Raw genomic sequence first — 19,782 nt, 5'->3', positions numbered from 1 at the left:
GGATGCCTCCTTGTTCTTTGTCTTGACAGGAGAAGCATGCCACGACACCATGGTGCGGAAAATCAGAATTTTATGCATGAATTATCCTGAAAATCGGGATCGCGAAATGCGACGGATTACATTCGACCTGGATGTGCTCAGGACATTCGCGACCGGCATGGATCTCGGCAATTTCGCCAGGGCGGCGGATCGCCTGGGGCGCTCGACCTCGGCGGTCAGCGCACAGCTTAAGAAGCTGGAGGAGCAGGCTGGCACGCCGATTTTCCGCAAATCCGGGCGCGGACTGGCGCTGACGGAAGCCGGAGAGACGATGCTTGCATACGCCCGGCGATTGCTCGATCTGAACGACGAGGCAGTCGCTGCGGTGCAGAGTGTCGAGCTGGAAGGCTGGGTGCGGCTCGGCCTGCAGGAGGACTTCGGTGAGAATTTGCTACCCGAGGTGCTCGGACGCTTTGCTCGGGCGCATCCGAAGGTGCGGATCGAAGCGCGTGTGGTGCGCAATGCCGAGCTTCTGGAACGGGTGACGACGGGGAAGCTCGATCTTGCGCTCGCCTGGAGCACAGGCACTTTGACCGCCCATTGCGAGCATATTGCCGATGTGCCGATGCGCTGGATTGGCCCGGCGAATGGCTTGCCGGCATGGGCGGCTGGAGGCGGCGAACCGATGCCGCTTGCCTCGCTCGAGGCGCCCTGCCTGCTCAGGAATGCCGCGACGAAAGTGCTGGACGAGGCGGGTATCTCCTGGCGGCTGTCTTTCGTCAGTCCAAGCCTCGGCGGCCTCTGGGCGGCAACCGCTGCAGGACTGGGTATTACGGTGCGCACGCCTATAGGGCTGCCGGCCAAGGTGCGGATGCTGGCGTCAGGCGAAGCCGGCCTGCCGGAACTGCCGAAGCTGGGGCTGGTCTTGCATCGAGCGGAAGCGGAGCCGGATTCTGCAACGAGCCGGCTGGCGGAACTGGTGCTGCAGTCGGTGCACGAGGCAGTGCGAGATATTTCTATTCCCTCCGATCAGGAGAAGGCGCTGCGAAGGTTCGGGTGAAGTGTTGACCCTCCCCTTGGAAGCCGGTAGCCTCTCATCGCTATGAAAATGATCGCTCTCAACATCGCTACGGTCTTCTTCTTGAGCCTTTAAGGCTCTGCCCTCGGGCAAAGGAAGGTGCGGCCGCTCCACCAGCCTGCTGGCTGGGTCCGTTGCCGTGGACTGTAACCACCCTGCATTCGGCCGATGGACAATGCCGGCAGGGTTTGGCGATAGAGAGATATTTCATGACATCCACTGGTTACCCGCCGGCGCTTAGCGCCGCGCAGATTGAGCAATTCATCGAAGACGGCTTCGTACGGATCGATGATGCTTTTCCCCGCGACGTGGCCCAAGAAGCCCGCGCCATCATGTGGCGGGACATTCCCTTCGATCCCGATGATCCGAAAAGCTGGGTGCGGCCGGTCGTCCGGCTTGCCGGCTATGGCGGCGGGCCGTTCGAGACGGCGGTCAACACGCCCCTGCTGCATTCGGCTTTCGATCAGCTCGTCGGCAAAGGACGCTGGGAACCACGCAGCGGTCTTGGCAGCTTCCCGGTCCGCTTTCCGCATCCGGACGATCCCGGCGATGCCGGCTGGCATGTGGATCTGAGCTTTCCGGGGGACGAAGGCGATCCGAATGAACAGCGGGATTTTTCCGCCTGGCGGGTGAACATCACCTCGCGCGGACGGGCACTCCTGATGCTCTTCCTGTTCTCCGATGTCGGCGAGAATGACGCGCCGACGCGTATCCGGGTTGGGTCGCACAAGGATATCGCGAAGCTACTGGAGCCGGCTGGCGAGGCCGGCATGGCGCATCTGTGGCTGGAACATGTCGGTGAGGACAGGCCGCTTGCGCTGGCAACGGGGCAGGCGGGCACGGTCTATCTGTGCCACCCTTTCCTGATCCATGCCGCGCAGATGCATCGCGGCAAGGAACCGCGCTTCATGGCGCAGCCCGGCCTCGCACCTTCAGAACCGTTGAAGCTTACGCGTGAGGACGGCGCCTATTCGCCTGTCGAAATCGCCATCCGCAGGGCGCTTCAGCAAGGTTGAGGGGTATCGCAAAACCGCTGCACAGTTTTGCGCGGGATCATAGATGTGGAGGAGGTTGCTTCGTATCGGAACCTCCTCCACTTCGAGGAACCTCCTCCACAAGATGCCCATGTTCGCGAAAAGGGCGCTATTTTTGCGTCCGAACGGACGCTCGGTGCTCTTGGTGGAGGAGGTTCATCTCAAGTGGAGGGGGGTGGAGGAGGTTACCTCCGCCCCCCGCAGCCGGAGAGGATGCATCCAATTTTGCCGGGTGCATCACGCCAGCAGTTCCTGCTGTGCCGCCCGGCGGATCGCCTGCGGCGGCTGGCCAAAAGCCCGCAGGAAGGCGCGGCGCATGCGCTCGCGATCGGCAAAGCCGGTCTCGCGGGCGACGACCTCGATTGGATGGCGGCCCTGCTCCATCATCAGGCGGGCCGCCTCCAGCCGCAGGTTCTCGACAGCCTTGGCCGGCGACTGGCCTGTTTCGGCGCGGAAGGCACGACTGAACTGGCGGGGGCTCAGATGTGCAGCCTCGGCCAGTTCCTCGACCGAGAGGGTGGATTTCAGATTGCTGCGGGCATGCGCAAGCGCCTTCTGGATGCGGTCGGATTTCGGCTCCAGTTCCAGAAGGGCGGAAAACTGCGACTGGCCGCCGGCGCGACGATGATAGACGACCAGCTTGCGGGCAACAGCGCGGGCGATCTCCAGGCCATGATCTTTCTCGACCATGGCCAGAGCCAGATCGACACCCGCCGTCATACCTGCCGAGGTCCAGACGGAACCGTCGATGATGTAGATGCGGTCCTCTTCCATCCTGATTTCAGGGTAACGGCTCTGCAGTTCGCGGGCGAGATACCAGTGGGTCGTGGCGCGGCGGCCATCAAGAACGCCGGCAGCGGCAAGCAGGAAGGCGCCGGTACAGATCGAGGCGAGGCGGCGGGCAGCGGGGAGGGCGGCGCGAATGAAATCCACCTCGGCTTCGCTGGGCAGCTTAATGTCAGGCGCGCCGGCGACGATCAGCGTGTCGAAACCGGGATCGCCGAAGGCTTCGGTTTCGACGATCATGCCCAGCGAGTTGGCGATGGGACCGCCGGTCTCAGAGAGATAATGGATGTCGTAGACTTTCTCGCCGATCTCGAGATTGGCGAATTCGAAGGCCGAGACGGCGGCGAGGCTCATGATTTGGAAACCGGGAAAAAGCAGGAAGCCGATTTGCTGCATGGTCATCATGTCCTGAAAAGTGGATGTCTTAAAAGGTGGTATATATGACATTTGGGACATCGGCAATCGGGCGTAAAACTCTCCTCAAGCGCAAGGCAATCGGGCTGGCGCACGAAATGGAGAAACGATCATGGCACAAGAACATAAGGGTACGGCGCTGGTCACAGGCGCCTCTTCGGGCATCGGCGCGATCTATGCACACCGGCTGGCGAAACAGGGCTACAATCTCATCCTCGTCGCCCGCAATGGCGAGCGGCTCAAGGCGCTGGCAAGCCGGCTGACCGATGAGACGGGCCGGACCGTTGAGACGCTTTCCGCTGATCTTGGCAAGAAGGACGATCTTGCCAAGGTCGAGAAGGTGCTGAAGGAAGATCAGAGCATTACCATGCTCGTCAACAATGCCGGCTTCGGCGGCACGGCGCCGCTGCTCGCGTCCGACGTCGACAAGATGCAGGAAATGATCGAGCTCAACGTGACGGCATTGACGCGGCTGACCTATGCTGCGGTTCCAGGTCTCGTTGCCCGCGGTGGCGGCACAATCATCAACATTGCCTCGATCGTCGCAATCGCGCCCGAGGTCCTGAACGGTGTCTATGGCGGTAGTAAAGCCTTCGTGCTCGCCTTCAGCCAGTCGCTGAAGCACGAGCTTGCCGACAAGAATATTCGCGTTCAAGTCGTGCTGCCGGGTGCCACGGCCACCGAATTCTGGGGCATTGCCGGCACGCCGATCGAGCACCTGCCGGGCGAGATCGTCATGTCGGCGGAAAACATGGTCGATGCCTCTCTGGCAGGTCTCGCCGAGGGAGAATTTGCGACGATCCCGGCGCTTGAAGATGCCGGCTTTCTTGCTGCCTATGAACAGGCCCGCCAGGCGCTGATGCCAAACCTGTCGCGTTCGGCTCCGGCTGCGCGCTACAAGATCGCCTGAAGACGATCGATAGCGAAGACATCGTCCGCGGCAGGTCGCTGCGGACGATGTTTTCTATTGGGGGAGATCCGTGCGGAAGGCCGCTGCGATATTCTCAGCGAGGCGATCGTGGATCGTGGCCCTGCTCGTTCCCTCGGGATCGTCACAGAGAGGTTCTTCACCTTCTTCCTGAAGGATCGCAGCGCCTCCCGGCTTGCATTCGCTGAAGGCACCATATTGCGAAGTATCGCCCAGGAGATCATAGCGCGCGTTGGGTATAGTGTCCTTTAGGCCTGATATCCGCAGCCCAGGCCAGATGGTCGCCGGCGTGCCGAGATTGATGAGGCGGACCGGGATCGATATGTGCTTGAGGCTTTCGGGTGTGAAACTGGCGCCGAATTCAGGATCGATGACGACGACCGCCTTCACCCGCGTGTCTAGATGAGAGCGGCTGAGCTGCTGCCTGTCGACGGAGTGGAGATCGATACCGGCTCTGGCGAACTCGGCGCAGTCTACGCCGGTGCCATTGGGACCGCAGGAACGCGCGAAACTCTCCGGATCCAGGCTGCCGCCCGCAACCGAAAGTGCGGATGTTCCGCCGATGAGGAAGCCCAGCACGCCGATACGGTTTCGGTCTATCTTTGCAGGTAGTGTGCTGTCCTTCTCGATCGCGGTCAGGGCGGCTGAGAGATCGGCGGGCCGGAGCCAAATTTCATGAATGCTCTCCTCGCTCGTCATTGTCTGCGGATCCGGCTGGCGCATCATTGCCACCACGAAACCTTCCGAAGCGAGGCGCGACGCCATCCAGGCGCCGATGAAAGGGCCGGATTTCAGACCGCCATGCGAAAGCAGGATCAGCGGAAAATCGCCGGCAGCGGCCGGTGCGTCCCGTTGCGCGGTCTCGCCTTTGAAAAGCGGACTGACTCCGATCAGGATGGGCGTTCCGCCTGCTAAGGCCGGATACCAGAGTGAGATCTCCATGGTGCCGTGGCGTTCGGGTACCGGAACCGAAAGAAAGGACAGACCGACAGGGTCGGCCGCATGTGCCGGAGTGTTGGCAGCAAGAAGGCAGGCCGACAGCAGCAGGGTGAGAAGATGTCTCATGGAAACCTCGGAACGAAGACCGCCACATGACGGCAAGACGAGGTTTTCGCTGTTTTTCAGGTGAGCGAGACCCCGATCATGATCGAGGTCTCGCCGATCGCGATCGGGGTCTTCGAGAGCGTTGTCGAGCGTTAGCCGAAGCGTTCGAGTGCAGTGGTGAACACGTCGGCGTCGATATTGCCACCGGAGGTGACGACAACGGCCGTGTCGCTATCCAGCTGGTCGCCGTGGAAGAGGGCGGCAGCAAGAGCGACGGCTCCGCCCGGCTCGACGACGATCTTGAGGCGGGTGAAGGCGAGGGCTACGGCGCGCAGCGCCTCATCATCCGTCACGACAATACCCTGTCCGGCCAGACGCTTGAGGATAGGGAAGGTAATGTTGCCCGGTTGGGGCGTGACGATCGCATCGCAGATCGACCCGCTCATGGCGGCGTTGCGCTCGATCTTGCCCGATGCAAGCGATCGCGTGGTGTCGTCGAAATTTTCTGGTTCGCAGGGACGGACACGGAAGCCCGGCGCACTCGCTTCCAGTGCCAGCGCGATGCCCGAACTCAGGCCGCCACCACCGCAGGGAACGAGGACTTCGGCATTCCTGACGCCTTCCTCTTCCGCCTGTTCGGCGATTTCCAGCCCGGTCGTGCCCTGGCCGGCAATGACCAGCGGTTCGTCGAAAGGCTTGATGAGCGTCAGTCCGCGTTCGGCCGAAAGTCTTGCGCCGATCTCGTCGCGGTCTTCATTGGCGCGGTCATAGAGCACCACTTCGGCGCCGAAGGCGCGCGTATTAGCAATCTTCAGCTTCGGCGCATCGCTTGGCATGATGATGACGGAGGGAACGCCGTGCATGCGTGCGGCCAGCGCAACACCCTGGGCATGATTGCCGGAAGAGAAGGCGATGACGCCCTTCTTGCGCAGTTCCGGATCAATGCCCGAGACGGCAGACCAGCCGCCGCGGAACTTGAAGGAGCCGGAATGCTGCAGGCATTCGGCCTTCACGAGCACCCGCCGACCGGCGATTTCATCGAGGAAGGGGGAGGAGAGAAGCGGCGTGCGCCGCGCATGTCCGCGCAGGCGGGCCCTGGCGGCAACGATCATTTCAATGGAGGCCATGGGAATCTCTTCTGCTTTAATGCCGCTCATGCATAGAGCGCGCATCTTTGCTTGTGAACGGCGATTTTGTCACGGTGACATGAATATGACATTGGACGCCGCGCCACCCGATTCCCGCGGGACACGCCGCTTTCTGTATTGTGTGGGGGTTTCGCCATTCATGCGCGCGAATTCGCGATTGAAATTGGACTTGCTGATGAAGCCGGAGTCGAACATCACCTGTGTTATCGGATGATCGGTGCCGACCAGCTGCTCGCAGGCGGCGCGGATACGGAAGTCGTTCACATATTGCGAGACGCTCATGCCGTGGATGCGGTTGACGGCCGTGGAGACGCGCCGGGCCGGGAGATTCATCTTGCGGGCAATGCGGGTGAGATTGAGATCGGGATCGCGATAGAGCTGACGGGCGCGCATCAGCGTATCGAGGGCAGCGGCGACGGCACCGTCTTCTTCCGTTGCCGGTGGTGGCGGCGGCAGCTCCGCGGAGGTCGCTTCTGCACTGCTGCCGCCACTTGCTACCGAAGCGGCGGTGCCGAGGATCAGGAGAGCAATGACATTGCCGAGTGCGACGATGGCGCCCGCATGAATGCCGCCGGTCTTGGTGAAATCGAAGCTGATGATCACGTCGGTGACGGCGGAGGCGATGAGGGCAAAGCCGGTTATCTGCAGCGAACGATAGGACAGCACTGCACCGTCGAGGCGGGAGGATACGAGAACATCAGGTCCATGTCGGGCAAGCCAAAGCAGCGCGGCGCCATAGAAGAGGAAGATCAAGATGATGGCGAGGCTGATGGGCTCCGGATAGAGGGCGATGAAGACTGCGATTGCGGCTGTGGGCAGAAGATGTGGCCAGAAACGGGAAAGGGTGGGCTGCTCTTCCATAGCAAGCCCCTTGAAGCAGACCCAGGCGAGGCCCGTGATTGTTGTCGCGATCAACGATTGAATCGGCATGATCGCGATGACGTCGTAGCCCCAGCGGATGCCGATCACTATGGATTGGAGGATGTAGAACCCGATCAGCAATAGGAAAGGCCGCTTTTCGGCAAGCGCCCCATCTCCCTGCCGCAGCATGCGGATCAGCAGGATGGCAAGCAGCAGAGCCACGACGAAGGGCAAGGGAACGAAGATCATCGGCGATATCCGGTAGCAACAATGATCCCAGAATGAACCCGATTGCGTTCGCGGTCGACCCGGATCGTGATCGAGGTCTCGAAATAGGGGCTGAAAATCCATCCTGAAAGTGTCCTCGACGGGAGGGCCTCATTCATGGACGGATTCCGATGATCATTCTTCTTGTGATGCCGGTGCTTCTGGTAGCTTCTGCAGCCGCTCTGCCGGACAAGGTATCGACAACTGCAATTCCCGATCTTTCCGGCGTGCGTGCGATTGCCATCAGTGGTGACGCAAGCTCGATCAACATCACCACACGAAGCGACCAGCCCTATGGCGCATCGCTCAGCGGGCGACGGAAGGGCTGGTTCTCGTCCTGGTATTCAAGCTGGTATTTTGCCGATTGCCGCGACAATAGCGACATGCGGGTGGAAGGCACGGTCTTGCATATCGATATCGCCGCATCGTCGTGGCTGGATCCGTCCGACTGTGTGATCGAGGTGAACGCCAATGTGCCTGCCGGTGCGGCCCTCCGGATCGATCAGAGCGCTTTCACGGCGAAGCTCACGGGGCATTTTTCCGAGCTTGCGATTGCCGGAAAAGCGGCCGATCTCACATTGGACGGCCATGCCGGGGGCATCGATATTCGCGCCGACGCCGTGCGGGCTTCCCTCGATTTCGACAGGGTCGAAGCGGACGAGAGAGTATCGATCCGCGCTCGTGCTCTCGATGCCTATCTTGGTTTCGGAGACAGTGCGCCGGTCGATTACAAGGTGACGGCAAAGGCTTCCTGGGTCGATGCCCTGAAGCCAAGCGTGCCGGGCGCTATGCCACGCGTCGAGATCGATGGCGATTTCGCTCGGGTCAGGATCCGCTAAGCGGCTGTTCAATAACCGTTGGCTGAGCCTTCGGTCGCGCGGTTGTCCATTGCGCCATTGTAGCGGGCGCCGCCGCCCTTCTGGATGGCTGCAAGGCTCTTGCCGCCGACGAGAATACCGGCGGCCTGCCCCCAGACCGGAGCATCATTGCCGCCATCGAGCTTGTAGCCCATTGCGGCGAGCGCCTTTTCGGTATCCGGCGAGAGCGCAAAAGGCTCCAGGTAGACGGTGTCCGGTTGCCACTGATGATGGATGCGCGGGGCGTTGACCGCCTGGCTGATGTTCATGCCGAAATCGACGACGTTGAGGATGGCTTCCAGGGTGATCGTAATGATGCGCGAACCGCCGGGGCTACCGATCACCATGAAGGGCTTGCCATCCTTGGTGACGATCGTCGGGCTCATGGAAGAAAGCGGCGTCTTCTTGGGCGCGATGGCATTGGCCTCGCCCTGTACGAGGCCATAGAGGTTCGGCACGCCGGGCTTGGAGGTGAAGTCGTCCATCTCGTTGTTGAGCAGCACGCCGGTGCCGGGTGCAACGACGCCAGCGCCGAAGGAGCCGTTCAGCGTATAGGTCACGGCGACTGCATTGCCCTCGTCGTCGATGATCGAATAATGGGTCGTCTCGGTGCTTTCCTTGCCGCCCAGCGGCTTCAGATTGGCCGAAGTGCCGGCCCTGTACGGATCGATCTTGGCACGAATTGACGCCGCATAACTTCTGTCCAGCAGTTTGGAGACGGGATTGTCGATGAAGTCAGGGTCGCCGAGTGCGGCGTTGCGGTCCACATAGGCATAACGCATGGCCTCGACCATGATGTGAACGGTTTCTGCCGATCCGTAGCCGAGATAAGAGAGCGGATAGCCTTCGAGGACGTTCAAGATCTCGCAGATGATGACGCCGCCGGAAGAGGGCGGCGGCGAGGAAATGATGTCATAGCCGCGGTAATTGCACTCGATCGGCTTCAGTTCCCGCACCTTGTACTGCTCGAAATCCTCCTTGGCGAGAATGCCGCCCTTGGCCTGGCTGGCATTGACGATTGCCTCGGCAGGCGCACCTTTGTAGAAGGCATCGGGGCCTTTTTCGGAGATGGATTGCAGGACAGCCGCAAGATCCGGCTGCACCAGCTTTTCGCCCGACGCATAGGGGCTGCCACCGGCTTTCAGGAAGATTTTTGCGGCCTCTTCATCCTTGGCGAGCCGTTTGGCGCTGCCCGCGAACGTAGCTGCATCGCCCTGCTCCAGCGTAAAGCCTTCCTTCGCATATTTTAAAGCTGGGGCGATCAGTTCTTCTCGCTTCCTGGTACCGTATTTCTCACGCGCGGTCTCAAAGCCCATGACCGAACCCGGTGTGCCGACGGCGAGATAACCATCGAGACTGGCGCGTGGGACAATGTCGCCTTTAGCATCGAGATACATGGTCTTGGTTGCCGCAAGCGGTGCGCGTTCGCGGAAATCAAGGAAGGTTGTTTTTCCATCCTTCATCCGGATCGTCATGAACCCACCGCCGCCAAGATTACCGGCTGTCGGATAGACAACGGCCAGCGCGTAGCCCACCGCGACCGCGGCATCGACGGCATTACCGCCACTCTTCAAGACATCGACGCCGACATCGGTTGCCAGATGCTGGGCGGTGACGACCATGCCATGCTCAGCTTCGACGGGTGCCGGCGAGGCGGCAAAAGCCGGCAATGGCGCGAGGCAAAGCGAAATGGCGGCGAGAATAGCGACGGAGTGTCTGGGAAGGCGATCCATGAATTTCCCCTCAAAGGACGGCGATGGGAAAGATATGGCGTCGCTTCTGCGGCAGGCAATGATCAGGCAAGAAGCTCGGCGAGTTTCCTGTTCGTGTCGTGCTCGTCAAGAGGCGTGTAGACGATCAGCTTCATGTCCGGCTGGCTCATCAGCGCAAGGCCCGTATGTTCAAAGGACATCAGGCCCTTGACCGGATGGTTCAGGCGCTTCACGCCGGTGAGCGGAGCCACGACCTCATGGCGTGGCCACCAGGCGCGGAATTCCGGACTTGCCTGCTGGAGCAGACCGATGAGCCGCTCGAAATCAGGGTCGCCGGCATAGCGGGCGCTGTCGGCGCGGAACATGGCGAGCGAGACGCGGGCGACTGCCTCCCAGTCGACCAGCAGGCTGCGATGGAAATCATCGGCAAACAGCCGGTGCATGGTGTTGCGCTCGTCCGGCCCCAGCCGGTCATAACCACCGAAGAGCAGGTCGGCGGCACGGTTCCAGGCCAGCACGTCCCAACGACGGCCAAGTACATAGGCCGGCTGGTGGGTCAGATTATCCAGCATTCGGCGCAGCGGCTCATCGACCACTTCCGGCGCGGACGAAAGCGGCTGCGGCGACTGGCGGCTATTCAGGGTGAAGAGATGCTGGCGCTCGGCCTCATCAAGGCGAAGCGCATCCGCAAGCGCGTTCAGCACCTGCGGGGAGGGGCGGATGTCGCGCCCCTGTTCCAGCCAGGTGTACCAGGTGGTGCCGACACCGGCGATCATGGCGAGCTCTTCGCGCCTGAGCCCTGGCGTGCGGCGTCGAAAACCATCCGGCAGGCCGACATCGGCCGGGCGGAGGCGCTCACGGCGCGAGCGCAGGAAGGCCGCGAATTCGCGACGGCGCGCTTCGAACGTGTCCAGCTTCTGATCCATCGCAACGATCATATCAGTATCGATACCAGGATAAAATCAGGCCTGTTTGCGATTTTGGGACTCCGCAAGATGAGAGCGCACCCGGCAACGAAAGCCGGAAGTTCGATCATCCAAAGGAGTATTCTCATGTCATTGCAGCACGCAGTCGTTATCGGCGGCTCTTCCGGTATCGGCCTCGCCTCGGCGAGACTGCTTCTGGAACAAGGGTTTCGGGTCACCATCGCTGCACGGGACGAGGCGAAGCTCAAGGCATCGGCTGATCATCTTTCCGGCGAGATCGGAATGATCGCCATCGATGCCCGAGATCCCGTCGCGGTGAAGCAGGCCTTCGAAAGTCTCGGATCCTTCGATCATCTCGTGCTGGCGCTGGGCAGCGGCCATGGCGCCGGTCCCTTCGCGACGCTTGACATGGCCGACCTGCTTGCCGGCTTCCAGACGAAGCTCATCCCGCATGCGGCGACGGCGCAGGCGGCTCTGCCGTCCCTGCGGCCAGACGGCAGCATTACTTTCGTGTCCGCCGTTAGTGCGCAGGCCGCGATGCCGGGAACCGCAGGCCTTGCCGCTGTCAACGCAGGGATCGAGGCGATGGTGCGGGTGCTTGCTGCCGAGTTGAAGCCACTGCGCGTGAATGGCGTTTCGCCTGGCGTGATCGATACGCCGTGGTGGGATTTCCTGCCCGCCGAACAGCGTCAGGCCGTGTTCCAGGATTTTGCCGGGCGCACCCCGGTCGGTCGCATCGGCCAGCCGGATGATGTCGCCAAGGCCGTCGCTTTCCTGGTCTCGAACGGCTTCATGAGCGGTCACGTGCTGACCTGCGATGGCGGCATTCACCTCGGGGCTTGAACGCTCAGACAGTCCCGTCAACGGCTTCCTCGGGTGCGAAAACCATTCCGGTCAGGTCCTTGTCCTTCAGGGCCGCCCATTTCAGCAGGGCGTCCAAGGCGGGGCAAAGGGCCTGACCCCAATCCGTCAGGCGATATTCCACCTTGGGCGGAACCTGATGATGGACGATGCGCAGCACGATACCGTCGTTTTCCATCTGGCGGAGCTGCTGGATCAGCATCTTTTGCGAGATGGCGGGAATGGCGCGTTCGAGATCGGAAAAGCGCAGCACCTTGCCGCCGAAGAGGTGGAAAAGAATGATGAGCTTCCATCGCCCTTCCAGAATCTTCAGCACGTTTTCGACGCCGGTCGCTGCGGAATAGGGTGTCATCGCAGTACCTTACTTTCAGGTAAGTACCTGACTTTTTTGTAGGTTCTTGTCATCTGGTAAGCCTATGCCCATTCTTTTCGCGAAGCAACCGAGGAGGAGTTTCCGAATGAGTATCGAGCTTCCGAAACCGCTGGCCGTCTATTACGCCGCCAAGAATCAGAAGGATGTCGACGGCATGCTTGCCTGCTTTGCGGCAGATGCCAGCGTGCACGATGAGGGCGAGGACAGGCGCGGTCATGTCGACATCCGCGAATGGATGGAGGAGACGACGCGCAAATATGGTGTGACGGTCGATACCAGGGAGATTTCCGGCGACGCAGACAAGCCGGTTGTGGCTGCGCTGGTCTCCGGGAATTTTCCGGGCAGCCCTGTCACACTATACTATCACTTCACGCTTGCCGGCGGCGCAATCAAGCATCTGGAGATCAATGCATGACTGTCGTACCGGCATTTTCGTTCGATCCGAACGAGTTCACCGGCAAGCGCGTTCTTGTCACAGGCGGCACGAAGGGCATGGGCGAAGCGATCGTGCGGCGACTTTCCGCAGCCGGCGCACGCGTTGCGACGACCGCACGTTCGCCGCTGCCCGAGGGGCAGACTTCCGCGCTCTTTGTTCAGGCGGATATCAGCACGGCGGAAGGCGTGAATAGCGTCGCGTCGAGGGTGCTGGAGGTCTTCGGCGGTCTCGATGTTCTCGTCAACAATGTCGGCGGTTCATCGGCACCAAGCGGCGGTTTTGCTGCGCTGACGGATGCACATTGGCAGGCGGATATCAATGCCAATCTGCTCGCGCCGGTGCGGCTCGATAGGGCATTCCTCCCCAGCATGATCGAGCGCGGCCACGGCGTCATCATCCATATTTCCTCGATCCAGAGGCGGCTGCCGCTATATGAAGCCACACTCGCCTATGCGGCGGCCAAGGCAGGATTGTCGAATTACAGCAAGGGATTGTCGAAAGAGGTCGGGCCGAAGGGCGTTCGGGTGAATACGATCGCGCCGGGTTTCATCGAGACCACGGCTGCCACCGCCCTGATCCGGCGCATCGCTGATGAGGCCGGCACCGATGAAGATGGTGGCCGCAGGCTGCTGATGGAATCGCTGGGCGGCATACCGATCGGCCGGCCGGGCCGCCCGGAAGAGGTGGCGGAGCTCGTGGCGTTCCTGGCCTCGCCCCGCGCCGCCTCCATTCATGGCGCGGAATATACGATCGACGGCGGTACCGTTCCAACCGTCTGATTGATGGAAGAGCCGGCAAGCCGCTCTTCCGCCTTGCGGGCAATCGCCGCAAGGTCACGCACCTTGCCGGCAATCTTCTCCATGGCGGCAATGGCGACGTCGGTCGCAAGATAGTCAGGCTTGTGGCCGACGCCCCTAACCATGATAAGTTCCGACCCCTTGATATCCCGCGCCAATCCACGCGAATGCAGATGCTCCCAGACGATCTCGTCCTTGTCACCGGTGATGATGACGGTTGGCGCTGATATTTCGGAATAGCGTGGCGCGTTGGCCGTCAGATATTCATGGAGCCGTTTGAAGTCGGTGGCGTTGTTGTAAAAGGCGCGCGGCCGCAGCACCAGCGACGGACCAGTCTTGGCGACGTAATCGAGAGGCCGGGGATTGGGATGAAAGACGTTCAGCGTGCCGCGTTCCAACCGCCGCAGGCCGAGGGGCACGACGACCGCATGATTGAAGAGCCAGCCGACAAGCGGTGTTGTTGCGACATGATAATACCAATCGATGCCGCCCGGCCATGGATGAGAGGCCGGCGCGAGGAATAGCAGGCCGGCTGTCTTCTCGGGATGGTGGACACCGAAGGCCGCTGTGATTGCGCCGCCGAAGGAATGGCCGATGATAACAGCCTTTTCGATGCCGCGCTTTTCCATCAGCTTGGCAATGGCATCGGCCTGGCCTGAGGGCAGCGCGTTTTCCGGCCCGCCACGTTCCGAGTAGCCGTGACCGGGTCGATCGACGAAGAGCATCTCGGCGCGGCCCTCCAGTGCTTCGCGGAAGGCGCCGGTCTGGTCGAGCAAATTGCCGCTTGCTCCATGAATGAAGACCAGGGGCGGAAGATCGGCGGTGTCGGGGCGCGGAACATGCACGGCATTCAGGCTATAGCCGCCGATATCGGTCAGTTCGCCGATATTGGGATAGGCGTGTTCGAACTGGCGGGCCTTGTAGGAGGAATAGCCGATGGCGGCGGCGATGGGGGCGAGGAGGGCAGAGATTTCGGCAAGCATGGCACTAACCGCACAGTGACGATATCATTGAGCTAAGATTGTGCGCCTTCCTACGTCGTCAAGTGCGCGCCGGATCTGTCAGGTGCGGCTGCCGGCAAGCTTTTCCGAGAGCGTGCTGACCTGCTCCTGCGCGGTGCGATCGGCGGGGTAGACATCCAGAACGCGCTCCCAGGCCTTGAGGGTGATCTGGTCATTGCCCGTGGTGGCGAGGATAGCCGCCATGCCTGACAGGGCGCCGAAATGGCGGGGCTCGATCTTCAGCACCTGTTCGATGTCGGCCATCGACTTGCGATAGTTGCCGAGCACGAAGTTCAGTGTTGCACGACGGTTCCAGCTTTCGGCATAGGTGGGTTTCAGGGCGATGGCTTCATCGAGAAAATCGAGCGCTGCCGGATTGCGCTTTTCCTCGATCGCCTTGTCGGCCCATTGCATCAGGAGATTGATCGTCGCGCTGTTGGAATCGTTCCATTCCATGCGGATCTGATTGGCGATGCTGCTTGCCTTGTCGGGGTCGCGCTCACGCTTCAGCTGCCCATAGAGCTGGTCGAGACGTTGCTTTGGAGACGAATCGGAATCGGCCGGCTGTTCGACGATAACGTCTTTCTGCTGAGCCATAGCGGGGAGAGCAGGAGCGAACAGGGTGAGGGCAAGCGGCAGCGCCGCTGAGGTCAAGGCAAAAAAGCGCATGGCGGACATATTAGCCCGCCATCGCTGAAGATCAAACAAATTTGGCGTGATCACCGAAGCGACCAACCGATATGCCCACCTGAGGGCAGGCAAACCGGATACGCGCAATCAGCCCTGACGAGCCTTGTAGCGCGGGTTCTGCTTGTTGATGATGTAGATGCGGCCCTTGCGGCGAACGAGACGGTTGTCACGATGACGCGCCTTGAGCGACTTGAGCGAATTCTTGATCTTCATTTTTCTGATCCGCGATGTTTCTGGGGGAATTCACATTCGCCCGTGTCTTTTAACAATCAAAAGCGCGCCGGCTGGGCGCGCTCTTTAGGTGGGGGAGCAGATAACCCGACCTCCGCCTTGTGTCAACCACGTGAAGGCTTTTTTCCGTGGGTTTCAGGTGCCGGCCGGGCAAACGGCTCAGCAGGCTTTGCCCGTCAGCGTCGTCACGTGGCCCATCTTCCGGCCGACGCGCGCCTCGGTCTTGCCGTAGAGGTGCACCAGCGTGTCGTCACGCTTCAGCCAGTCCGGAACGGCAAGGATATCGTCGCCGATCAGGTTCTGCATCACGCAATCGGAATGGCGGCGCGGATTGCCGAGCGGCAGGCCGGCGACGGCACGGATATGTTGCTCGAATTGCGAGACGACGCAGGCGGCTTCCGTCCAGTGGCCGGAATTGTGTACGCGAGGCGCCATCTCGTTGGCGATCAGGCTGCCATCGGCCAGCACGAAGAACTCGATGCCGATGACGCCGACATAATCGAGCGCGGTGAGAATCTGTTCGGCAGCCTTGCGCGCCGCATCGGCGGTGGCGGCGGAGATTGTCGCCGGAATTGTCGACGTATGCAGGATGCCGTTGCGGTGCACGTTTTCGGCCGGGTCGAAACAGAGCACAGTACCGTCGGTGGCGCGGGCGGCGATGATCGAGACCTCGCGTTCGAAGGCGACGAAGCTTTCGAGGATGAGCGGCACCGAGCCAAGTTCCGCATAGGCGCCCTCAGCATTATCGGCTGCTGACCGGAAGACCATCTGGCCCTTGCCGTCATAGCCGAGGCGGCGGGTCTTGAGCACGCCCTGGCTGCCGAAATCCGCTAGCGCCGAATCGAGATCGGCCTGACTGTCGATGGCATGGAAACGAGCCGTCGGGATGCCGCAACCATTGATGAAGCGCTTTTCGACCAGCCGGTCCTGCGCAGCTTCCAATGCCCTCGGCGGCGGATAGACGGGCACGCTCTTTGCCAGCATTTCGGCAGCGGCGACAGGCACGTTCTCGAATTCGTAGGTTACGACATCGCAGAGCCCAGCCAGTTCGGCGAGCGCTGATGGGTCATCATAGGCAGCGACGATCTGCTGGTTGGCGAGCTGAGCGGCAGGGCTGTCGGCCTGCGGCTCCAATATGATTGTGCGGAAGTTCAGCCGGGCTGCGGCCATGCCAAGCATGCGGCCGAGCTGGCCGCCGCCGATGATGCCTATTGTCCTGACCATCAGAGATCGTCCATCGGATATTCGGCGACGGAGGCGCTCTGGCGCTCGCGCCATTCGTCGAGGCGCTCTGCGATTTCCTCGTCCGAGAGGGCAAGGACTGCCGCAGCAAGAAGTGCTGCATTGATCGCGCCGGCCTTGCCGATGGCAAGCGTGCCGACGGGGATGCCGCCCGGCATCTGAACGATGGACAGCAGGCTGTCCTGGCCGGACATTGTCTTTGACTGCACGGGCACGCCGAAGACCGGCAGCGGCGTCATTGCCGCCGTCATGCCCGGAAGGTGCGCCGCGCCGCCTGCACCTGCGATGATGACCTTGAAGCCTTCGGCACGTGCGCCCTTGGCGAAGGTTACGAGCCGGTCGGGTGTGCGATGAGCCGAGATAATGCGCGCATCATACTCGATTTCCAGCGCCTCCAGCGTATCGGCAGCATTCTTCATGGTTTCCCAGTCGGACTGGCTGCCCATGATAATGGCGACTGGTGGTCTGTCTGTCATCGTCACAATCGTTCCTTCAGGCGATGATATCAGGGATGATCTGGTCTTCTAATTTGGAGAGCTTGTCCTTGATGACCAGCTTCTTCTTCTTCATGCGCTGGATGCGCAGGGCATCGCAGCCCGTCTCAATCATGGCGTTGATCGCGGCGTCGTAATCCTCGTGCTCCTGGCGCAGACGCGCCACCATGAGCCTGATTTCCGCCTGTTCCTGATCGGCCATTTATATTCCCCATAATCGTCTTCGGACCTTGTCCGGTCTGCCGATAATTTCCGCAAGCTCCTATCACCAAATAGAGGTAACGGGAAGTTAGTGTTGATCATGAATTTGCCGCTTAGTCTCCATCTTTTGGCCTTCGACAAGCCTTTAAAAATGTGTCACAGTCCGCTGGTTGACACCTTGGATCTCCAGCAATGGATGGCTGGGGAAGGGTAAGAGGAAGGAAGGGTCAAATGACTGTTCAAGCTCATCTTGAATCGCTCCAGAAAAAGCATGTCGCTCTCGAGGAGGAGTTGCATGCCCTGAGAACATCTCCCTCTATTTCCGATACTGAACTTGCCGAATGCAAGCGCCGTAAGTTGCGCATCAAGGACGAGATCGAGCGTCTCAAGTCATCCGTCCATTGATCTTTCCAGGCTATCGCCGGACATCTGTCTTGTGAAAGAAAAGGTAAATTCCCCAATTTTCTAGACCATCAAGCAAGACCCGGTGAATAACCGAAATCAAGCGCCAGTCCCTTGCATGCGGCATCGGGCTGGCGTTTTTACGATGAGGGGCGCCTTAGGCCCAGAACTGATCCAGCCAGAGATTGAGCTTGTCGAAGCCACGGTTATTGACCGTGTAAATGCGCTTCGTTCCTTCCGAGGTCACGGAAACGAGGTTGCTTTCGAGCAGCGCTTTCAGGTGTTGCGACACGGCAGGACGACTGATCGGCAGGCCCTCGGCAAGCTCATTGACCGTCTTCGGCGCGCGCCGCAATTCCTCCAGCAAGAACCGCCGGTTCGGATCGGCAATCGCAGCGAAGGGGTCCGTGTTCGACATCACAAAAAGCTACGTCAAACAGGCTCTTGCAGCAAGGAAATTGTGCATCGCAACGGAACACAACCCTACTCGAGCAAGCCTTCGCGCAGGATGAGGAAAGCAGCGATCAGCGCCATGGCATAGATGAAGGGGTAGAATATCTGCGGCTTCATGCGCCGCACACACCATGCACCGGCAATCGTTGCCAGCGGGGCGAAGGGCAGGAGCGTGGCAGAGGCCAGAAGGTTGCGGGTGTCGAGCTGGCCGAGCGCAAAATACGGAACGAGCTTTACAGCGTTCAGAATGGCGAAGAAGCGCACGCTGGTGCCGGTGAATTCGCGTGGCGGCAGCTTGAGCGGCAGGGCGTAAATCTGGAAGGGCGCGCCGCCGGCGTGGGCAACGAAGCTGCCGTAACCGGAAAACGTGCCCCAAAGGCTTGCCAGTACCGGGCGCTGGGGTCGCGGCGGGATGGCTATACCCTTGCCGGGGCCGAAATTGTTCCAGAAATAACGCAGACAGAAGGCAACGGTGACGGCGCCGATGAGAATGCGCAACATGCTGCCCGGCACGAGAGCGGAGGTGGCCCAGCCGAAGGCAATGCCGAGAAGGCCGCCAGGCAGCATGATCTTCAGCGTCGTCCAGTCGCCGTGCTGGCGCCAGATGACCAGCGATATCATGTCCATGAAGACGAGGATGGGAAGCAGGATCGCGGCGGCTTCGACGGGTGCTACGACGAGGGCGAGAAAGGGAAGGCCGATCAGCGACAAAGCGTCGCCCATCCCGCCTTTGGCAAGCCCGACAAGAATGACAGCCGGGATTGCGGCGTAGTAGAATGACAGATCTTGCGGCATGCTTTTGAAGTTCCTCCCCTTGCAAGCCCCCTCTATCGGAATTACTCACTCAAAACGAGTGCGGATCCGCCATAGAGCAGGAAAAACCGCCGCAGATGGAAAGACTTCATGACCGAACCGGAAAACCGCTGCCGCCTTGTTCTCGTTGTGCCCGATATCGCCGATGCCGATGAAAGGGCGGCGATCGTTGCCGATGCGTTGAAGGGCGGTGATGTCGCGTCCGTTATCCTGCCGCAATACGGTCTCGATGACGGCAGCTTCCAGAAACACGCTGAAAAGCTCGTGCCCATCATTCAGGACGCCGGTGCCGCGGCGCTGATTGCCGGCGACAGCCGCGTCGTCGGTCGTTCGAAGGCCGATGGCCTGCACATCGCCGGACCGGCAAGCGAGATTGCCGATGCGATCGATCGTTATGCCGACAAGCTGATTGTCGGTGGCGGCAATGCCGCCGACCGGCATACAGCGCTCGCAGTCGGCGAGGAGCGGCCCGACTATATCTTCTTCGGCAAGCTCGACGGCGACATCAAGCCGGAGGCGCATCCGAAGAACCTGGCGCTTGCCGAGTGGTGGGCGTCGATGATCGAAATCCCGTGCATCGTCATGGGCGGCACTGATCCGGCTTCCGCGCTTGCCGTTGCGGAGACTGGGGCCGAGTTTGTGGCGATGCGCATGGGCGTATTTGCCGAGCCGGCTCAGGCGCCCTCGATCGTGGCTCAGATCAATGCCTTGCTTGACGAAAAAGCGCCACGGTTTGAGGATTGATATCGCGCTT

Annotated in this window: 24 protein-coding genes; 9 read left to right on the top strand and 15 right to left on the bottom strand. The window is 60.9% G+C overall.

Features of this window, described 5'->3' with window-relative positions; all coding sequences use genetic code 11:
• Positions 1 to 106 precede the first annotated feature (106 nt).
• A complete protein-coding gene (locus J2X71_RS18225; RefSeq protein ID WP_310383591.1) occupies positions 107 to 1,039 on the top strand; it encodes a LysR substrate-binding domain-containing protein in 933 nt (310 codons plus the stop codon).
• A gap of 227 nt (positions 1,040 to 1,266) precedes the next feature.
• Positions 1,267 to 2,073, top strand: coding sequence for a phytanoyl-CoA dioxygenase family protein (locus J2X71_RS18220; RefSeq protein ID WP_310383590.1), 807 nt, complete (start codon positions 1,267 to 1,269; stop codon positions 2,071 to 2,073).
• Between the two features lie 255 nt (positions 2,074 to 2,328).
• Here the strand turns inward: J2X71_RS18220 and J2X71_RS18215 are convergent, their stop codons facing one another.
• Positions 2,329 to 3,273, bottom strand: a complete 945-nt coding sequence (locus tag J2X71_RS18215) for a GlxA family transcriptional regulator (RefSeq protein WP_310383586.1) — start codon at positions 3,271 to 3,273, stop codon at positions 2,329 to 2,331.
• A gap of 130 nt (positions 3,274 to 3,403) precedes the next feature.
• On the opposite strand from J2X71_RS18215, the gene J2X71_RS18210 reads away from it, so the two are divergent.
• The gene (locus tag J2X71_RS18210; protein WP_310383584.1) at positions 3,404 to 4,201 is read left to right on the top strand and encodes an SDR family oxidoreductase; all 798 of its coding nucleotides are present in this window, start codon (positions 3,404 to 3,406) and stop codon (positions 4,199 to 4,201) included.
• Positions 4,202 to 4,255: 54 nt separating this feature from the next.
• On the opposite strand, the gene J2X71_RS18205 is transcribed toward J2X71_RS18210, so the two are convergent.
• The 3 genes from J2X71_RS18205 to J2X71_RS18195 form a co-directional block, all read right to left on the bottom strand.
• Positions 4,256 to 5,284 carry a dienelactone hydrolase gene (locus tag J2X71_RS18205; protein WP_310383582.1) on the bottom strand — a complete coding sequence of 343 codons (1,029 nt, stop codon included), beginning with the start codon at positions 5,282 to 5,284 and terminating at the stop codon, positions 4,256 to 4,258.
• Positions 5,285 to 5,415: 131 nt separating this feature from the next.
• Positions 5,416 to 6,390 carry a threonine/serine dehydratase gene (locus J2X71_RS18200; RefSeq protein ID WP_310383580.1) on the bottom strand — a complete coding sequence of 325 codons (975 nt, stop codon included), beginning with the start codon at positions 6,388 to 6,390 and terminating at the stop codon, positions 5,416 to 5,418.
• A 69-nt stretch (positions 6,391 to 6,459) separates the two neighbouring features.
• Positions 6,460 to 7,521 carry a helix-turn-helix domain-containing protein gene (locus J2X71_RS18195; RefSeq protein WP_310383578.1) on the bottom strand — a complete coding sequence of 354 codons (1,062 nt, stop codon included), beginning with the start codon at positions 7,519 to 7,521 and terminating at the stop codon, positions 6,460 to 6,462.
• Between the two features lie 149 nt (positions 7,522 to 7,670).
• Here J2X71_RS18195 and J2X71_RS18190 point away from each other — a divergent pair, with 149 nt between their 5' ends.
• Positions 7,671 to 8,378, top strand: coding sequence for a hypothetical protein (locus J2X71_RS18190; RefSeq protein WP_310383576.1), 708 nt, complete (start codon positions 7,671 to 7,673; stop codon positions 8,376 to 8,378).
• 8 nt (positions 8,379 to 8,386) lie between these two features.
• On the opposite strand, the gene ggt is transcribed toward J2X71_RS18190, so the two are convergent.
• Positions 8,387 to 10,129, bottom strand: a complete 1,743-nt coding sequence (gene ggt, locus J2X71_RS18185) for a gamma-glutamyltransferase (RefSeq protein WP_310383575.1) — start codon at positions 10,127 to 10,129, stop codon at positions 8,387 to 8,389.
• 62 nt (positions 10,130 to 10,191) lie between these two features.
• Positions 10,192 to 11,046: a helix-turn-helix transcriptional regulator gene (locus tag J2X71_RS18180; RefSeq protein WP_310383573.1), complete on the bottom strand. Its 855-nt coding sequence runs from the start codon at positions 11,044 to 11,046 to the stop codon at positions 10,192 to 10,194.
• A 114-nt stretch (positions 11,047 to 11,160) separates the two neighbouring features.
• On the opposite strand from J2X71_RS18180, the gene J2X71_RS18175 reads away from it, so the two are divergent.
• A complete protein-coding gene (locus J2X71_RS18175) occupies positions 11,161 to 11,877 on the top strand; it encodes an SDR family oxidoreductase (RefSeq protein ID WP_310383570.1) in 717 nt (238 codons plus the stop codon).
• Positions 11,878 to 11,881: 4 nt separating this feature from the next.
• Here the strand turns inward: J2X71_RS18175 and J2X71_RS18170 are convergent, their stop codons facing one another.
• Complete coding sequence (locus J2X71_RS18170) at positions 11,882 to 12,247, bottom strand: helix-turn-helix domain-containing protein (protein ID WP_310383568.1); 366 nt, start codon at positions 12,245 to 12,247, stop codon at positions 11,882 to 11,884.
• Positions 12,248 to 12,353: 106 nt separating this feature from the next.
• Between J2X71_RS18170 and J2X71_RS18165 the strand changes: the two genes are divergently transcribed.
• Both J2X71_RS18165 and J2X71_RS18160 read left to right on the top strand, forming a co-directional pair.
• Positions 12,354 to 12,683, top strand: a complete 330-nt coding sequence (locus J2X71_RS18165; protein WP_310383566.1) for a nuclear transport factor 2 family protein — start codon at positions 12,354 to 12,356, stop codon at positions 12,681 to 12,683.
• Positions 12,680 to 13,483: an SDR family oxidoreductase gene (locus J2X71_RS18160; RefSeq protein ID WP_310383565.1), complete on the top strand. Its 804-nt coding sequence runs from the start codon at positions 12,680 to 12,682 to the stop codon at positions 13,481 to 13,483. Before J2X71_RS18165 ends, J2X71_RS18160 begins: the two co-directional genes overlap by 4 nt.
• Here J2X71_RS18160 and J2X71_RS18155 read toward each other — a convergent pair.
• The 6 genes from J2X71_RS18155 to J2X71_RS18130 form a co-directional block, all read right to left on the bottom strand.
• Positions 13,435 to 14,484 carry an alpha/beta hydrolase gene (locus J2X71_RS18155; RefSeq protein WP_310383563.1) on the bottom strand — a complete coding sequence of 350 codons (1,050 nt, stop codon included), beginning with the start codon at positions 14,482 to 14,484 and terminating at the stop codon, positions 13,435 to 13,437. The two genes, J2X71_RS18160 and J2X71_RS18155, sit on opposite strands and share 49 nt — an antisense overlap.
• Before the next feature lie 78 nt (positions 14,485 to 14,562).
• Positions 14,563 to 15,180 carry a hypothetical protein gene (locus J2X71_RS18150; RefSeq protein ID WP_113181450.1) on the bottom strand — a complete coding sequence of 206 codons (618 nt, stop codon included), beginning with the start codon at positions 15,178 to 15,180 and terminating at the stop codon, positions 14,563 to 14,565.
• A gap of 99 nt (positions 15,181 to 15,279) precedes the next feature.
• Positions 15,280 to 15,405, bottom strand: a complete 126-nt coding sequence (gene ykgO, locus J2X71_RS18145) for a type B 50S ribosomal protein L36 (protein ID WP_007826467.1) — start codon at positions 15,403 to 15,405, stop codon at positions 15,280 to 15,282.
• A 177-nt stretch (positions 15,406 to 15,582) separates the two neighbouring features.
• Positions 15,583 to 16,650 (bottom strand): 5-(carboxyamino)imidazole ribonucleotide synthase, encoded by a 1,068-nt coding sequence (locus J2X71_RS18140; RefSeq protein ID WP_310383984.1) that lies wholly within the window; start codon positions 16,648 to 16,650, stop codon positions 15,583 to 15,585.
• Positions 16,647 to 17,141 (bottom strand): 5-(carboxyamino)imidazole ribonucleotide mutase, encoded by a 495-nt coding sequence (gene purE, locus J2X71_RS18135; protein ID WP_007826471.1) that lies wholly within the window; start codon positions 17,139 to 17,141, stop codon positions 16,647 to 16,649. Before purE ends, J2X71_RS18140 begins: the two co-directional genes overlap by 4 nt.
• A 16-nt stretch (positions 17,142 to 17,157) precedes the next feature.
• Complete coding sequence (locus tag J2X71_RS18130) at positions 17,158 to 17,361, bottom strand: YdcH family protein (RefSeq protein ID WP_007826473.1); 204 nt, start codon at positions 17,359 to 17,361, stop codon at positions 17,158 to 17,160.
• Between the two features lie 230 nt (positions 17,362 to 17,591).
• On the opposite strand from J2X71_RS18130, the gene J2X71_RS18125 reads away from it, so the two are divergent.
• Positions 17,592 to 17,765, top strand: coding sequence for a YdcH family protein (locus tag J2X71_RS18125; protein ID WP_007826474.1), 174 nt, complete (start codon positions 17,592 to 17,594; stop codon positions 17,763 to 17,765).
• A gap of 154 nt (positions 17,766 to 17,919) precedes the next feature.
• Here the strand turns inward: J2X71_RS18125 and J2X71_RS18120 are convergent, their stop codons facing one another.
• Positions 17,920 to 18,180, bottom strand: a complete 261-nt coding sequence (locus J2X71_RS18120) for a helix-turn-helix transcriptional regulator (RefSeq protein WP_025669780.1) — start codon at positions 18,178 to 18,180, stop codon at positions 17,920 to 17,922.
• 65 nt (positions 18,181 to 18,245) lie between these two features.
• Positions 18,246 to 19,010 (bottom strand): sulfite exporter TauE/SafE family protein, encoded by a 765-nt coding sequence (locus J2X71_RS18115; RefSeq protein ID WP_310383554.1) that lies wholly within the window; start codon positions 19,008 to 19,010, stop codon positions 18,246 to 18,248.
• A 108-nt stretch (positions 19,011 to 19,118) separates the two neighbouring features.
• Here J2X71_RS18115 and J2X71_RS18110 point away from each other — a divergent pair, with 108 nt between their 5' ends.
• Positions 19,119 to 19,772: a thiamine phosphate synthase gene (locus J2X71_RS18110; protein ID WP_310383552.1), complete on the top strand. Its 654-nt coding sequence runs from the start codon at positions 19,119 to 19,121 to the stop codon at positions 19,770 to 19,772.
• The last annotated feature ends 10 nt before the right edge of the window (positions 19,773 to 19,782 follow it).

It is taken from the genome of Rhizobium sp. 1399 (assembly GCF_031455475.1).
Lineage (GTDB): Bacteria > Pseudomonadota > Alphaproteobacteria > Rhizobiales > Rhizobiaceae > Rhizobium.
Note: the sequence above shows the minus strand (reverse complement) of the source record. Positions and strands in the feature narration are given on the sequence as shown.

Coding starts and splice junctions, on each gene's coding strand:
- purE (WP_007826471.1), bottom strand. CDS start 17,141: ATGACAGACAGACCACCAGTCGCCATTATCATGGGCAGCCAGTCCGAC.
- J2X71_RS18110 (WP_310383552.1), top strand. CDS start 19,119: ATGACCGAACCGGAAAACCGCTGCCGCCTTGTTCTCGTTGTGCCCGAT.
- J2X71_RS18210 (WP_310383584.1), top strand. CDS start 3,404: ATGGCACAAGAACATAAGGGTACGGCGCTGGTCACAGGCGCCTCTTCG.
- J2X71_RS18155 (WP_310383563.1), bottom strand. CDS start 14,484: ATGCTTGCCGAAATCTCTGCCCTCCTCGCCCCCATCGCCGCCGCCATC.
- J2X71_RS18220 (WP_310383590.1), top strand. CDS start 1,267: ATGACATCCACTGGTTACCCGCCGGCGCTTAGCGCCGCGCAGATTGAG.
- J2X71_RS18150 (WP_113181450.1), bottom strand. CDS start 15,180: ATGTCCGCCATGCGCTTTTTTGCCTTGACCTCAGCGGCGCTGCCGCTT.
- J2X71_RS18130 (WP_007826473.1), bottom strand. CDS start 17,361: ATGGCCGATCAGGAACAGGCGGAAATCAGGCTCATGGTGGCGCGTCTG.
- J2X71_RS18190 (WP_310383576.1), top strand. CDS start 7,671: ATGATCATTCTTCTTGTGATGCCGGTGCTTCTGGTAGCTTCTGCAGCC.
- J2X71_RS18205 (WP_310383582.1), bottom strand. CDS start 5,284: ATGAGACATCTTCTCACCCTGCTGCTGTCGGCCTGCCTTCTTGCTGCC.
- J2X71_RS18165 (WP_310383566.1), top strand. CDS start 12,354: ATGAGTATCGAGCTTCCGAAACCGCTGGCCGTCTATTACGCCGCCAAG.
- J2X71_RS18175 (WP_310383570.1), top strand. CDS start 11,161: ATGTCATTGCAGCACGCAGTCGTTATCGGCGGCTCTTCCGGTATCGGC.
- J2X71_RS18200 (WP_310383580.1), bottom strand. CDS start 6,390: ATGGCCTCCATTGAAATGATCGTTGCCGCCAGGGCCCGCCTGCGCGGA.
- J2X71_RS18215 (WP_310383586.1), bottom strand. CDS start 3,273: ATGCAGCAAATCGGCTTCCTGCTTTTTCCCGGTTTCCAAATCATGAGC.
- J2X71_RS18180 (WP_310383573.1), bottom strand. CDS start 11,046: ATGATCGTTGCGATGGATCAGAAGCTGGACACGTTCGAAGCGCGCCGT.
- J2X71_RS18160 (WP_310383565.1), top strand. CDS start 12,680: ATGACTGTCGTACCGGCATTTTCGTTCGATCCGAACGAGTTCACCGGC.
- J2X71_RS18195 (WP_310383578.1), bottom strand. CDS start 7,521: ATGATCTTCGTTCCCTTGCCCTTCGTCGTGGCTCTGCTGCTTGCCATC.
- J2X71_RS18225 (WP_310383591.1), top strand. CDS start 107: ATGCGACGGATTACATTCGACCTGGATGTGCTCAGGACATTCGCGACC.
- J2X71_RS18125 (WP_007826474.1), top strand. CDS start 17,592: ATGACTGTTCAAGCTCATCTTGAATCGCTCCAGAAAAAGCATGTCGCT.
- J2X71_RS18170 (WP_310383568.1), bottom strand. CDS start 12,247: ATGACACCCTATTCCGCAGCGACCGGCGTCGAAAACGTGCTGAAGATT.
- J2X71_RS18115 (WP_310383554.1), bottom strand. CDS start 19,010: ATGCCGCAAGATCTGTCATTCTACTACGCCGCAATCCCGGCTGTCATT.
- J2X71_RS18120 (WP_025669780.1), bottom strand. CDS start 18,180: ATGTCGAACACGGACCCCTTCGCTGCGATTGCCGATCCGAACCGGCGG.
- ykgO (WP_007826467.1), bottom strand. CDS start 15,405: ATGAAGATCAAGAATTCGCTCAAGTCGCTCAAGGCGCGTCATCGTGAC.
- ggt (WP_310383575.1), bottom strand. CDS start 10,129: ATGGATCGCCTTCCCAGACACTCCGTCGCTATTCTCGCCGCCATTTCG.